We start from the raw sequence: 14453 nt of genomic DNA on the forward strand, positions 1-14453 counted from the left end.
ATCGCGGCACCGACCAATGAGCAGGATGCCGACATGGGCAAGGGGATACTGGGGGCCGTCGACGAGATCAAGGCCGCGCTGCAGCGGCACGACAAGCGCGCCCGCCCGGGCGGCCTGGACTGCGTCATCGCCGACAGCGTGGAGTTCCTCAATCCTGCACACTGGGATGCGCTGACCGCCGGCGCATCCTTCTTCATGCGCCGCGACTACCGGCGCCTGCTGGAAACCCATTCGCCGCAGGGCATGAGCCAGCGCTACGCCCTGGTCTACCGCAACGGCAAACCCATCGTCGCGCTGGCCGCGCAGGTGCTGGAAGTGCGCGGCCACCAGCTCGCCAACCTGCCCGAATCGCGCGTGCGCAAGAAGGCGCTGCAGCAGTTCCGCACGCGCATCCTGGTCTGCGGCAGCCTGGTCTCCAGCGGCTTCCACGGCCTGGCCTTCGCCGCGGACGAAGATCCGGCCCTGCTCTGGCACGGCGTGGCCGAAGCGCTGTACCGCATCCGCCGCGCCGACCGCCTGCACGGCCAGATCGATTACGTGATGATCAAGGACCTGGACGACGCGCGTAACGCCGCCGCCACGCCGCTGCGCGATTTCAGCTACCGGCCGCTGGCGACCGAACCGGAGATGGCGATGCCGGTGCGGCCGCAGTGGAAGGATTTCGCCGGCTATCTCGCCGATCTGAATTCCAACTACCGCAGCAAGGCCAAGAAGATCATCAAGCAGGTGCAGGACGCCGGCTACCGCGTCGAACGCAATGCCGATGCGGCCGCGCACGACGCGCGCCTGCACGAACTCTACAGCGCGGTGGAACAGCGCGCGTCCACGCGACTGTCGGCGCTGCCGCCGGGCTATTTCGGCGCGCTGGCGCAATTGGCCGGTGCGGAGAATTTCCGCTGCACGCTGATCCGCAACGACGAGCACATCGCCGGCTTCATGAGCACGATCAAGGACGGTTCCCGCGCGCTGGGCTATTACGTGGGACTGGATTACGCCGTCAACGCGACCGTGCCCTTGTACCTGCGCTTGCTGCAAAGCCTGATCGAGGATGCGATCGAGCTGGGCTGCAGCGAACTCAGTTTCGGCCGCACCGCGGCCGAGCCCAAGGCGTCGCTGGGCGCGGTCGCGCATTCCAGCCATGTGTGGCTGCGCCATCGCCTGCCTGCGGTGAATGCCCTGGTGCGCGAGATATTCACGCGCGTGGAACCGGAGGAAGTGCCGCAGCGCAAGCCGTTCAAGGAAGCCTGAGCGCCGCGGCGGGCCGCCGCGCGATGCCGTATCCGGCTGCGGCGCGACTGCCGCATTGAGGCGGAGGACGGCCGCGCGGCGCAGCCCGCCTTCCTGCCGCTGCGCGCCTGCCCGCCGGCGGCTGCGGCACGATGTCACGCTGCCTGCCGCCCGCGGCGGCGCGTGCTAGCGTGTGGCGGCATCGTCGCGATGCGCCCCGGGTGATGCGATGAATACCTGGCTGCTTGCTGCAACCGTGCTGGCCGTCGTGGTCGGCCTGATCCACTCGCTGCTGGGCGAAGTGCTGATCTTCCGGCGCCAGCCGCGCGACGCCGCCGGCCGGCGCCGGCTGCAGCGGCCGTTCGACATACTCTGGGCGTGCTGGCATATCGCGACCGTGTTTGGTCTCGCGCTGGCGGCGCTGCTGTGGCAGCTGGCCGCGATGCCGGAACCGCTCGCGCTGCGCGGTTTCCTGCTGAATGTGGTCGCCATCGCCTATGCGGTCAGCGCCCTGCTGGTGCTGTTCGGCACGCGCGGCCGGCATCCGGGCTGGGCCGGATTGGGCGGCGTGGCGGTGCTGGTCATGCTGGCCTGACGGATGGGCTGCGGCGCCGCTGCAACGCGGGCGATATCCCGGGCACTGGCCAGAACGATGAGCAGGCGATCCTGCCGCAGTGCCCGGGCCACGACGCGCGCAGGACGCCGGCTGCCGGCAGCGCGGAAATGCCTCAGCGCCGCGTGAACTGCGGCGAGGTCTCGCCGCGCTCGCAATGCGCGATCAGGCTGTCCAGGCGGCGCTCGCGCGTCGACTCCTGCTTGGCGCCGCTCACCCAGTTGCAGCAGGCGCGCCGGTAGGAGGCGTTCTGCGCGTCAAAGAACGCGGCGGCGGCGGGATGCTGGTCCAGGCGTGCACGCTGCGCCGGTTCCAGCGCTTCGCGCCGCACTTCGTAGGAATACACGGCGGTCTTCTCCGCGCGCCGCGCGGCGAAGGCGGCGCGGCCGGCGGGCTGCACCAGACCGGCCTTTTCCAGTTCGCCCATGCGGCGGATATTCACCGTGCTCCAGATGCTGCCCGGCTTGCGCGGCGTGAAGCGGATGCGATAGCGCTGTTCGTCCACGCGCTGGCGGCGGCCGTCTATCCAGCCGTAGCACAGGGCCTGGTCCACCGATTGCGGCCAGGTCATGCTGGGCTCGCCGGTGCCGGCCTTGTGATAGCCGACCCACAGCTCTGTCGCGCTGGCGTGATGGCGCTGCAGCCAGCGGCGGAATTCGTCCGGCGTACGGAAATATTCGGCATCCATGGTGCTGGTCCGGCGAAGCATGCGGCGAGTATGCGATCTGCCGCGGGCAGCGGCCAGCGGGCGGATGCCGCTAGCAAAAACTTGCAGTCGGCGTTCCGCTGACGACGGACGCGAGTCGCCAGAGGCCCGGCGCCAGTGGCGAAAAAGGCCGCGACGCCAGCGCCATCGCCCGCGCGCTGTCAGCACCACGCCCGAAATTGCCCCGCCGCCGCCGCCATCGCCACCGGGGGCGCGCGCACTGTGCAGGCTGTTTCCTCCGGAGCCCGCCATGTCCCTGCTCAAGCCCGCCGCGCGTCCGCTGCGCAGCACCGATTTCGCCTGGTCGCAACTGCTGCCCGCCGGCTACGATGCCGCGCTGCTGCATATCCTGCGCACCACGGCCCTGGTCGAATCCCGCGCCGACCAGTACGCCGACTATCTGCGCGCCGTTTTCGCCGCACGCGGCAGCGAGTGGCGCGCGGCCATTGACGGCTGGAACCGCGAAGAACGCGAACACGGCGTGGTGCTGCGCCGCCTGTGCGAAGCCGCCGACGGCGAATTCGGCTTCGACGCGGCGCTGAAGGCCTATCTTGACGGTGTGGACTATCACGCCTGCGACGGCATTTCGGTGCGCGGCTCCATCGCCGGCGAGCTGGTTGCGCGCTGCGTGGTCGAAGCCCTGGCCAGCACTTTCTACCGCGTGCTGCGCGACCGTTGCGCCGACCCGCTGGGCCGCGCCGTACTGCATGCCCTGTCCCAGGACGAGGCGCGCCACTACGGCATGTTTCACGCCATGCTGCAGGCAGAGCGGGCGCGTACGCCGCTGAGCCTGTGGCAGCGCCTGCGCGTAGGACTGGGCCGCATGCTGGAACTCAGCGACGACCAGATCATGTTCGCCTCCTGGCTGGTCGATGCGGACTCGGCCCCGCGCTACGCCTGTCACGCCGCCGCGCGGCGCTACAACGCGGACCTGTATCCGCACTACCGATTTGCGCATCTGCATTACGCGGCCCGGCTGCTCTGTCCCGCACTGTTCGGCCTGCGTCACGATGGCCTGAGCCGCGTGTTCGCCGCCGGGCTGTGGCTGGGCGTGCGTGCGCGTGCGCTGCTGTCGGCGTTGCGTCCGCCCCGGCGTGAAATGCAGGAGGCGGCGTGGCGCGACCGGCTGCGTATGCCGTAATGCAACGACGCGCCATCCGTTCCCGTCGCGGACAGGCGAGCCTGACTCCGGCGATGAGGACAGCCGGCCGCTGCGGGCAGGCGCTGCCCGGTCGCGGCGTCTAGTGCTGCCGCACGGCGGAGTCCCGCCACAACCAGCGGAACAGCGCGCCCATCTCGGCTGCCTGCGCCGCCGCATCGCACAGCCTGCGGCGAACCTCCGAGCGCAATTGCGTGCGTGTGGCGCGCAGTTCATCCACGTGCTGTGCCATAGCCACGGCCTGCGCCACATAGCCGGCAATGTCCGGCGCCACCCATGCGGCGCGCCCCAGCCGCTGCAACAGGCTTGCGCTCTGGCGGCTCACGAAGCTGCTGCCCGGCAAGGTGATTACCGCGGCGCCCATCCACAGCGCATCCGCTGTGGTGGTGCAGCCGGAGAACGGGAATGGATCCAGCGCAATATCGGCGTGCCGGTAGGCGGCGAGCAGATCGGCGTAGCTGCGCTTGGCGTGGAGCCGCAGGCGTTGCGCGTCTATGCCGCGCCGGGAAAAGCGTTCGACGGTGTGCGCGCGTACCTGCGCATCGCCCAGCAATCCGGCGCCGAGTTCCAGCCGGGCATCGGGCACACGCCGCAGGATTTCGGCCCAGGCATCAAGCACGCCGTCGTTGAGTTTGGCCAGACGGTTGAACGAAACGAATACGGGCGCGTCCGCGGCGCTGCCGGCGTGATCCGGCAGCGGCGCCTGCGCCGGCGGGCTGTAGCAGAAGCGTCCGCTGTGCAGCCGGTGCAGCGTTTCCACATAGCGCTGGGGCGAATCTGCAGGTGTCAGCCATTCGTCGCTGATCCAGCCGTCCATGGCTGCCAGGCCCGTGGTGTTGAAATAGTCCAGCCAGCACAGCTGCACCGGCGCCACGCGCTGGGCGAGCACGCGCAGGCGGTTGCCGAAGGAATGGCCGGCGAGATCGACGGCGATGTCGAACTGCTGTTCGCGCAGCCGCTGCAGCAGGCTTTCGTCATCGAGGCCGCGCGCATCCAGCCAGGTGTCGGCCATTGCGCGGAAGCCGGCGGTCGCCTCGTCTGCGGCGCCGCTCAGCGAAACCAGGACGTGCTGGAAATTTTCCCGGTCGAAGGCGGCGAGTGTGTCCGTCAGGAAACTGGTCACCGGGCCGGCGTTGAACCGCGGCGAGATCCAGCCTATGCGCAGGCGGCGCCCGGCATCGGCGCTTTGCGTGCGCACGAAAGCCGTGCCGAACGGCGGTGCGTAGCGGCGGATCCAGTCCGTATGCGCAGCGAACAGGCTGGTGGTGTCCTGCGCCGGATCGTAGTGCGAAAGAATCAGACGGCGGTTGGCCGACTCCGCGCCGAAATCGCTGCGTGCCTGCAGCGTGGCGTACAAGGCCAGCCCCGCTTCCACGTCGCCGCGGTCGATCAGGCTGACGGCGCGCATTTCCTGCGGCTCCAGCGCGTCCGGCCGCAGGGCGTGCGCTGCTTCGCTCCAGGCCAGCGCCTCGCTGGAGCGGCTGCGCTGGTGCAGCAGGCGCGCGATACGGACCAGCCGTTCGTAGCCGGGACGGGCCGGCTGCGGAAACCTGTGCAGCAATGCCAGCGCCTGATCCAGCGCGCCGCTGGCGAGGAAATCGTCGACAGCATCCAGTGCGGCGGCATCATCGGGAAATCCCGCGGCCGATGCCGTTTCCAGCGCCTGTTCATCCTGTCCCTGCTGCAACAGGACCTGGATCAGCAATCGCCGCGCCGGTGCGAAATCCGCCCGCAGCGCCAGCGCCGAGCGCAGCGCCGCGGCGCTCTGCGCCAGCCGCTTTTGCTGTTGCAGCGCGGTGCCCAGGCACAGCCACACTTGCGGCCTGTCGCCGCTGTCCGCGAGCAGCTGACGCGCCAGGGCTTCCGCCGCCTCCGGTGGGCCGAGCTGCGCCAGCAGCGTGGCTTTGAGTTCGCCCATCGCCGGATTGGCCGGTTCCAGCCGCAGGGCCTGGTCGATCTCTGCGAGCGCCGCGCGCGAAGCGCCCGACTGGTGCAGCAGCAGCGCCAGCAGAAAGCGCGGCAGCGGCAGATCCGCTGCCTGCGCGGTCAGCTGGCGCAGAAGCGCGACGGCTTCCGGCAGCTTGCCTGTTTGCGCAAGCTGCAGGGCGTGCTGGATTCGCTGTTCGGGGGAAACCATCGGCAGATGTGGCAGTCCATGCGGCTACAAGGTGTGCTCGGCGCGGAGACTAGCATCCGGGTGACCGGACCCTGCTGTGGTGCCGGCATCCGCACCGCGGCGAATGCGGGCAAGCCCCAGGCAAATCATGGCGGATCTGCGCGGCTGCGCTACCTGGCGGCGTCCCCCCTTGTCCGGTGCCGCGGCGCAAGCCGTGCGTCGGATCAGCCGGCGGCCTGGCTTGACAGGTGCCGCGGGGCCAACCACCATCCGGCGCGCGCTTTCCCAATCCCGCGTACTCCGTACGCCGGGCGCAGCGACCATCTGCTTCAGCACCTCATGAAAACCAGCGTCTCCATCGCTGTCGGTCTGCTGGTTTCCTACCTGGCCCTCATCTGGGCCGTGGGGCATCTCGATACCGTCTCCGGCGCCCTGTGCAGTGCGGATTTCACGCTTCCCGCCATGGCCTGCCGTTTTGGCGGTCTTGGCATCACGCTGCTGCTGGTGCCGCTGTCCGGCCTGATCGCATTCCTGCTTGTCCGGGGCGCGATGGCGAAGTGACATAGCGGTCCGGCATATACCGGCCTGCGTGAACTGTGGCATCCCGCGTCAGCCGCAAGCCTTCCTCGCTACGTGACCGTCAGCGGCGCGCAGCCGGGTCGTCGCCCTGCCGTACGCGCTGATATGGCTGCACCACTGCCCGAAGCCGCTGTTTCTGCGGGGCATCCGCGCATCGCAGGCGGCTGTTCAGCTCACGGCCGCCGAACGGCTGGCGTAGTTTCACTAGGTGCTGCGTGACCGCACACGCAGGTGCCAGGCGGTGGCGGCCGGTCCTGAAAGAGGCCCGCCTGAAGCAGGCGTATCCACTGGTCTTGCAGCGGCCTGCCCGGGTCTGGTCCGTAGGCGCGGCGGGTCGCCTCGGACCCGGCGAATTGATCGGAGGCCAACGATTCCTGCGGACTGGATCAGTGCGCTGCAGTCGTTGCCGGCTCCAGCGCCGTTGGTCCCGACGGCTGTATTTCCCGCTGCTCTTTCAACGCCACGAAGGCGCTGCCGCGCGGCTACTGCTCGAATCCGTCGACGAAAATCGTATCCAGATCCGGATCCAGACTGATTTTCCATGCCCCGCCGCCGTACAGCCCAGCCACCAGCACGTGCGGATTCGCCGCGATCTCCAGATCCAGCACCACGCTGGCCCGCGGCATGCCCAGCGTCATCGGCGCGAAAGTGGCGCCGCCGTCGGTGCTCTCGTACACGCCGATATCGGTGCCTACGAATACGCGCAGCGGATTGGCGGTATCGACGATGACGCTGTTGGCCGTTACGCCGGGCAGGCCGCTGCCGACAGGTGTCCAGCTGGCTCCGGCGTTGGTGGATTTGTACAGTTTGGTATTGGTGAAGGTGCTGACGGTGACATAGACGGTGCTGGCGTTGCCGTGCTCGGTGGCGATATCGGTGATGCGTGCACCGTTCAGGCCGGCGCTGATGTCGGTCCAGTCCGGGCCGCCGGGCAGGGCGTTGCTGGTGGTATAGACCTTGCCACCGGTGGTGCCTGCGTACAGGCGCAGCGGTGCGGTGCCGCTGGGGTCGGGATCGCTGAAAACGGCGACGGGCGAGGCGAAGGCGCTGCCGGTGCTGCTCCAGCTCGAACCCGTCACCGGCATGCGGAATACGGAATTGCCACCGACGAAGACGTAGCCCTTGGTCACGGTCATCGCCGTCACCCACTGGTAGCCGCCGGCGACGAGGCCGGACGTGCTCACGCTGCTGTAGCTGATGGCGCCGCCGTAGAGGCCGGCGTAGTTGCTGCTGCGCGAGATGTTGGGCAGGTCCGACGAGGGATAGCTGGTCTGGAACGTGTAGCGGCCGTTGTTGGCGCCGTCGTCGGGCGCGGACAGGTTCATGAAGCCGTCGCCTGTGGTGCGCGTGAGGAACCATACGTTGCTGGTGGAGCGCGCCAGCGAGGAATTGTCCTGTGCGCCGCCGAGCATGCGGTCGGGATCGCGACGATCGAGCGCGATATCGTAGAACTGGGTCAGCGTCAGGCCGTCGTTGCGGTGGGTGAAGGTGGCGCCGCCGTCGTTGCTGCGCCACAGGCCGCCGTCGGAGCCTATCCACAGCCGTGTGGAGCTGTTGCGCGAGAAGTACACGTGGTGAATGTCCTGGTGCACGCTCTGCGTGCTGCCCCAGGTCGTGGTCATGGCGGTGCGCGTGGCGCCGCTGTCGCTGGACAGGTACGGGCGGATCGCGCCGACCATGATGCGGCTGGGGTTGGCGGGATCCACGTCGATGGTCAGGTTGTAGCTGCACTGGCCGTCGCAGGCGCCGGTGGCCATGGAGGCCCAGGTCGCGCCGCCGTCGCTGGTCTTGTCGATGGCGCCGCCGGATGTGTACATGTAGACGATGTTGCTGTTGCTGTCGGCCGTGGCGAGGCGGATCTTGGCCGAGGTGTTGGCGCGGGAAGTGGCCCAGGTGACGCCGCCGTCGGTGGACTTGAGCACGCCGACGCCGTTGACCGCGGCCCAGGCGATGTTGCCGTCGTTGCGGTCGAAGCGCACATCCATGCTGCGGCCGCTGCTGACTACGCGGGTCCAGTTCAGGCCGTTGTCGGTGGTGCGGTAGATGCCGCTGGTGGCGGTGACGCTGCCGTTGACGCACTGGCCGGCACCGGCGACGAGCAGGGTCTGCGGCTGGCCGGGGCGCCGTGCGATGGCGTTGATGGTGCTGAGCTTGAGCGTGTTGGCGCCGCTGCCGTTGCGCGGCTGGAAAGTCAGGCCCGCGTCGGTGGAGCGATACAGGCCGCTGCCGAAATAGTCGTAGCAGCCGGAAGCGAAATCACCGGTGCCCACCCACAGTTCATCCGCGGCCGGCGTGGCGCCGTTGACCAGCAGCAGCGCGCCTATGGCCTGCGAATCCAGCTCGTCGGAGAGGCGCAGCCAGCTGTCGCCGCCGTCCACCGTCTTCCACAGGCCGCCGGAGGCGCTGCCCAGGTACTGGATGTTGTCGTCGCCGCTGCGCACGGCGAAGGAGAGGATGCGGCCGGACACCTTGCCGAAGGTCCAGCCGGTCATGGTCATGGGGCTGGGACCCATGGACTGCCAGCGCGGCGCGACGGTGAGGTATTGCGGCGTTCGCCGCGCCAGCACTTCCTGCTGCTGCACCAGGGCTTCGCTGCGGTAGAGCGCGGCATCGGGCTCGTGTTCGAGATTGCGCACTTCGTTGAACCAGCGGCGGCGTTTTTCCTGCTGCAGCGATTCGCCGAAGGTCTTGTCGCCGGGGATCAGCGGGCCTTGCCCCTGCGCCGATGCCAGCACGGGCAGGGCAAGGAGCAGCAGGGCGGAAATCAGCAGGGTTCTGGGCATCGTCGCGGTTCCGGTGGCAGTGACGCGACCGTGGCGGCGCGGTGCCGCGCGCGGTTTCCCGGTCGCTTGCGGACCATAACCGCTATGTCGACTCAGTCAATCCGGGTGCGGCGATTTTTGTACCAATGCGCCGGCGATCCGGGGTTTTCCGTGCAATCGGGGCGCGTGGGGGCCGGCGAGGCGCGTACGGCCCGGGGTTTGCCCGGGATTGCGGTTTTGGGGCGTGGGTTGCGGGTGGTCCGTGGATTCGGTGTCGTATGGATCTGGTTGGATTTGGGACACCCACTTACCGGCTTGATTTGGGACGGCTTGATTTGGGACACCCATTTGTCGGGCTGGATTCGGGGACACCCACCTATCGCCGATCCAGGTTTCGGGCCATCCGGAAATTCCCGCGCACCGCGCCGCGGCGTCGATGTCCTGGCACGAACGGCTTCGGGACGCGGACGGTTGGATTTGGGACACCCACTTACCGGCTTGATTTGGGACACCCACTTACCGGATTGATTTGGGACGGCTTGATTTGGGACACCCATTTGTCGGGCTGGGTTCGGGGACACCCACCTATCGCCGATCCAGGTTTCGGGCCATCCAGAAATTCCCGCGCCGCGCCGCGGCATCGCTGTCCTGGCACGAACGGCTTCGGGACGCCCGGAAATCCCCCCGCCCTGCGGCGGAGCGGTTCGAGGCAAGGAATACCGGCCCAGATCGCCGGTCCCGCGGTCCGCCGCGGGCAAAGCCCGGGCCATAGTCGGCGCAACGGCACTTCGCCGGTATCGCGCCGGCGCGGAGGCGCGGTCGGTGCAGCCGCTTCCACGAGGCAGCGCGGCCGCGGCCACCCGCCGCAGCCGCGTTTCGCTTCCCATGCGATGATTGCTTCCCAACGCCAGCACCGCCCCCCCCAGGGCCGGCCGGCCGCTCAACTTTCACCCAAGACCGCCGCCACGCCGCGCTGAACCCGCGCCGCGGCGGCCGCCGGACCGCATCGCCCCATGACGCTGCCATCCCAGGAATACCACCGAACCGCCTCCATCGACCGTGCCGACTGGCGCCTGACCGTCGCGCCGATGATGGACTGGACAGACCGGCATTGCCGCTACTTCCACCGCCTGCTGTCGCCGCACGCGCGCCTCTATACCGAGATGGTCACCTCGGCCGCGCTGGTGCACGGCAACCGCACGCACCTGTTGCGGCACAGCGCGTTCGAGCAGCCGGTGGCCTTGCAGCTGGGCGGGTCGGAGCCGGCCGAGCTGGCCCGGGCGGCGCGCTTTGGCGAGGACGCGGGCTATGTGGAGATCAACCTCAACGTCGGCTGTCCTTCCGACCGCGTGCAGTCGGGGCGCTTCGGCGCCTGCCTGATGCGCGAGCCGGCGCTGGTGGCCGACTGCGTCGCGGCGATGCGGGCGGCGGTGAAGATTCCGGTGACGGTGAAATGCCGTATCGGCGTTGACGAGCAGGACGATTACGCCGGCCTGCAGCAGTTCACCGGGCTGATGGTCGCGGCCGGTGTGCAGGTGCTGATCGTGCACGCGCGCAAGGCTTGGCTGCAGGGGCTCTCGCCGAAGGAAAACCGCGAAATACCGCCGCTCAACTACGAGCGTGTGTACCAGTTGAAAAAGGAATTTCCGCACCTTTGCGTGGTGATCAACGGCGGCATCACCACGGTGGAGGCGGTGAAGGCGCACCTGCAACAGGTCGATGGCGTGATGCTGGGCCGCGCGGCCTATCACGATCCGTACGTACTGGCCCGGGTGGAGCACGCGCTGTACGGTGTGGAACCGCCGGATCGCGACGCGGTGCTGCAGCGGCTGCTGCCCTATGTCGAGGCCGAGCTGGCCCAGGGCACCGCGCTCAAGCACATCACGCGGCACCTGCTGGGGCTGTACCAGGGGCTGCCGGGCGCGCGCGGTTTCCGCCGCGTGCTGAGCGAACAGGCGCACCGCAGCGATGCGGGTATCGCGGTGATCCAGGCCGCCCTGCAGCAGCGCCATGCGCCGCCGGCGGCTGCCTGAGTCGCTGGTTTTCGCCGGCGCCGCGCTGCTGACGGCGGCGCTGGCCGCCGCGTCCGTCGCCGCCGCGGCCCGGTCCGGACAGGCATCGGTGGCGCAGCCGGCAGCGCCGGCGCACGAGGTTTCCTCGACCCTGCCGCAACGTGCGGTCAACCCGTCCGCCGGTGCGAATGCGCCGTCGCCGGCCGCGGCCGCGCCTGATGCCGCGCCTCCATCGCCGATCGTGCGGATCCGCGTCGCCGGCCCCGCGCCGGAAAAGCGCGCCGACCTGGAATGGGCCGCGCTGCGCCGCTACAGCACCGCCGACGGCCTGCCGCAGAACACGGCGCATGCGCTGGCGCAGGACCAGGCCGGCTATGTCTACGCCGGCACCGAGGACGGCCTGGCCCAGTTCGACGGCCGGCGCTGGCGCCGCATCGACCTGCCCGAGCGCGCCGGCGTGCGGCCTTACGTCAACCATCTCGCGGCCAGCGCCGACGGCGCGCTGTGGATAGGCACGGACAGCATAGGCCTGTGGCGGCGCGCCACGGACGGGCGCGTAGCGCCGGTTTCCGGCATCGCGCCGGACCTGGCGCTGGAAGCCCTGCTGCCGCGCGATGCGCAAAGCGTCTACGCGGGCACGCCGCGCGGCGTCTATCGCTGTGCCGAGGGCGGCTGCGAAGTAATTGCCGCGACGCAATCGCTGCAGGTCGCGGTGATGCTGGCTGGCACCGGGCCGCAGGGGCCGGCGCTGTGGATAGGTACGAACGAGGACGGCCTGTACCGCCTCGACAGGCCGGATTCCGCCGCGCCGGAACTGGCCGGCTGGCACCTGGGCAAGCGCGACGGCCTGCCCAACGACGCCATCCGCGGCCTGGCCTTCTGGGGCGGGGCGGACGGGCGCGATCTGTGGATAGGCACGGGCCGCGGCCTGGCGCGGCTTTCTGCAGAAAAACTTGTTGTATACGACGCGGCATCCGGGTTTCCCGAAGGCACCGCGGCGCCGCTGCTGCCGGCGCGGGATCGCGACGGCCGTCCGCTGCTGCGCGTGGCCCTGGCCCGCGCCGGCCTGGCCGAGCTGCGCGAGGACGGCAGCGTGCAGCTGGTCACGCGCGCCGAGGGCCTGCCCGAGGACGGCGTACGCAGCCTGCTGGAGACCGGCGACTCCCCGCAGCACCGCATTCTGTGGATCGGCACCACGTCCTCCGGTGTGGCGCGGCGCGAGCCCGGCCACTGGGCTGCGCTGGACGAACGCCACGGCCTGCCGCATCGCGTGGTGTTCGGCGTGGGCCGGGCGCGTTTTCCCGACGACGAGACCGAATCGCCGTGGATAGGCACGGTGGAAGGCCCGGCACGCTGGAAGGACGGCCGCTGGCAGCGTTTCCTGCCCGAGCTGCTTCCGCGCAGCACCGTGTTCGCCATGCTGCGCGACGGCGCCGCGCTGTGGCTGGCCACGAGCAACGGCCTGCTCGGGCTGGAGCGCGGCAAGCTGGTGCAGTACAGCGTCGACAACAGCGCGCTGCCGGGCCTGACCGTGCTGGACATCGCGGCCGAAGCCGAAGCCGCCGGTTCGCGCCTGTGGATCGCGACGCGGCACGGCCTGGCCAGCCTGCGCGATGGAAAAATCACGCCGGAAACCCTGCCGCTGGGCGATGGCGGGCCTACCGTGCGCAAGCTGCTGCTGGCGCCGGCGCTGGATGCGAGGCCGCGGCTGTGGGTGGCGACCTCCGCCGGCCTGGCCTGGCGCGGCGACGACGGCTGGCAGTTGCCGCCGGCGCACTGCCTGCCGCATCAGGAACTGCTGGACATGCAGCTGCAGCGCGGCGCCGACGGCCGCAGCGCGCTGTGGGTGGCCAGCCGCGCCGGCGTGGTGCGGCTGGACCTGGGCGGCGGCCTGCGCTGCACCGGCCTGCCGGCCTCGGCGCGGCCGCCGGGGCAGATCTACCAGCAGGCGCTGGACCAGTCCGGCCGGCTCTACGTGTTCGGCTCCAACGGCGTGACGCGCTACACCTTTGCCGATCCCTGGGCCGCTGAGCTGGTGGTCGCCGAAACCCGCCAGTTCGGCATCGAGGACGGCCTGCCCGGGCTGGAGTTCAACCGCGCCAGCTATGTCGACGCGCGCGGCCGCATCTGGGCCGGCGGCGTGGACGGGCTGGCCCTGTACGACCCGGCGCAGGAATCAGCCGCGGGGCCGGCCTCGCCGCTGCGCCTGCGCGAGGCCGCGACCGAGCGCGGCACGCCGCTGGCGCCGGGCGCGGTGCTGGCCGCCGGCGACGATTCGGTGCGCGCCGAAGTCGCCCTGCTGGCCTACGAGCGGCCGCAGGAAATCCGCTACTGCGCCGAACTGCTGGGTTTGCGTGAGCACAGCGCGGAATGGAGCAGCGGTTCGCGCTTCCAGTTCAGCCGCCTGCCGCCGGGCGATTACGTGCTGCGCCTGCGCGCGCGCGATGCCTTCGCGGTCGAGGCGGCGCCGATAGAGATACCGTTCCGCCTGCGCGCGCCCTGGTGGCAGACCCCGGCGGCGCTGGCCGGCTTCGGCCTGGCCCTGCTGCTGGCCGGCGTGGCGTCCGGGCGCTGGCGCACGGCGGCGCTGGCGCGGCGCGCGCAGCGCCTGCAGCAGGAGGTCGCCGTGCGCACGCGCGAACTGGCCGACGCCAACCGGCGCCTGGAACATGCCTCGCTGACCGATCCGCTCACCGGCCTGTGGAACCGGCGCCATTTCGCACTGGAAATGCCGGCCGAGGTCGCCCGCGCCCTGCGCCGGGCCGAGGACGGCGATGGCGACACCGTGCTCGGCCTGCTGCTGGTGGACTGCGATCACTTCAAGCGCATCAACGACACCCTGGGCCATGCGGTCGGCGACGCGGTACTGGTTGAGATCGCCGCGCGCCTGCGCAACCAGGCGCGCGATGGCGACGTACTGCTGCGCTGGGGCGGCGAGGAATTCCTGCTGGTGCTGCGCGACACCACGCGCGGCGGCCTGGCCGCGGCGGCCCAGCGCGTGCTGGGCTGCATCGCCGAGCGGCCGTTCGTGTTCAGCGAATCGCCGCTGCAGGTGACCTGCTCGCTGGGCGTGTGCGCCTTCCCCTTCGATGCGGCCGCGCCCGACCGGCACAGCCTGGATGCCTGCCTGCGCCTGGCCGACGCGGCGCTGTACCGCGCCAAGCACCAGGGCCGCGACCGCGCCGTGCTGGTCGAGGCGGGCGGAAACGACGGGCCGCTCTGGCGCGAAGTGCGCCGTTCCGCGACGATTGCCGATTCCTGAGCGCCGCCGGAGCCGCC

9 protein-coding genes are annotated in these 14453 nt (G+C 70.1%); 6 read left to right on the forward strand and 3 right to left on the reverse strand.

Annotated elements, in window-relative coordinates; all coding sequences use genetic code 11:
- Positions 1-33: 33 nt before the first annotated feature.
- Positions 34-1248 (forward strand): GNAT family N-acetyltransferase, encoded by a 1215-nt coding sequence (locus NM961_RS13145; protein ID WP_255914850.1) that lies wholly within the window; start codon positions 34-36, stop codon positions 1246-1248.
- 208 nt (positions 1249-1456) lie between these two features.
- The gene (locus tag NM961_RS13150; protein WP_255914851.1) at positions 1457-1822 is read left to right on the forward strand and encodes a hypothetical protein; all 366 of its coding nucleotides are present in this window, start codon (positions 1457-1459) and stop codon (positions 1820-1822) included.
- A 133-nt stretch (positions 1823-1955) separates the two neighbouring features.
- On the opposite strand, the gene NM961_RS13155 is transcribed toward NM961_RS13150, so the two are convergent.
- Positions 1956-2549, reverse strand: coding sequence for a YdeI/OmpD-associated family protein (locus tag NM961_RS13155; protein WP_255914852.1), 594 nt, complete (start codon positions 2547-2549; stop codon positions 1956-1958).
- A 247-nt stretch (positions 2550-2796) separates the two neighbouring features.
- On the opposite strand from NM961_RS13155, the gene NM961_RS13160 reads away from it, so the two are divergent.
- Complete coding sequence (locus NM961_RS13160; RefSeq protein WP_255914853.1) at positions 2797-3687, forward strand: ferritin-like domain-containing protein; 891 nt, start codon at positions 2797-2799, stop codon at positions 3685-3687.
- A gap of 100 nt (positions 3688-3787) precedes the next feature.
- On the opposite strand, the gene NM961_RS13165 is transcribed toward NM961_RS13160, so the two are convergent.
- On the reverse strand, positions 3788-5842 hold the full coding sequence (locus NM961_RS13165; protein ID WP_255914854.1) for an O-linked N-acetylglucosamine transferase, SPINDLY family protein: 2055 nt from the start codon (positions 5840-5842) through the stop codon (positions 3788-3790).
- Positions 5843-6160: 318 nt separating this feature from the next.
- Here NM961_RS13165 and NM961_RS13170 point away from each other — a divergent pair, with 318 nt between their 5' ends.
- Positions 6161-6382: a hypothetical protein gene (locus NM961_RS13170; RefSeq protein WP_255914855.1), complete on the forward strand. Its 222-nt coding sequence runs from the start codon at positions 6161-6163 to the stop codon at positions 6380-6382.
- 500 nt (positions 6383-6882) lie between these two features.
- Here the strand turns inward: NM961_RS13170 and NM961_RS13175 are convergent, their stop codons facing one another.
- A complete protein-coding gene (locus NM961_RS13175; RefSeq protein WP_255914856.1) occupies positions 6883-9183 on the reverse strand; it encodes a hypothetical protein in 2301 nt (766 codons plus the stop codon).
- A 992-nt stretch (positions 9184-10175) separates the two neighbouring features.
- Here NM961_RS13175 and dusA point away from each other — a divergent pair.
- Entirely contained in the window at positions 10176-11195 is a 1020-nt protein-coding gene (dusA, locus tag NM961_RS13180) for a tRNA dihydrouridine(20/20a) synthase DusA (protein ID WP_255914857.1), read from the forward strand.
- Positions 11173-14436: a ligand-binding sensor domain-containing diguanylate cyclase gene (locus NM961_RS13185; RefSeq protein ID WP_255914858.1), complete on the forward strand. Its 3264-nt coding sequence runs from the start codon at positions 11173-11175 to the stop codon at positions 14434-14436. Before dusA ends, NM961_RS13185 begins: the two co-directional genes overlap by 23 nt.
- Positions 14437-14453: the final 17 nt, after the last annotated feature.

The organism is Tahibacter harae (assembly GCF_024437735.1).
Lineage (GTDB): Bacteria > Pseudomonadota > Gammaproteobacteria > Xanthomonadales > Rhodanobacteraceae > Tahibacter > Tahibacter harae.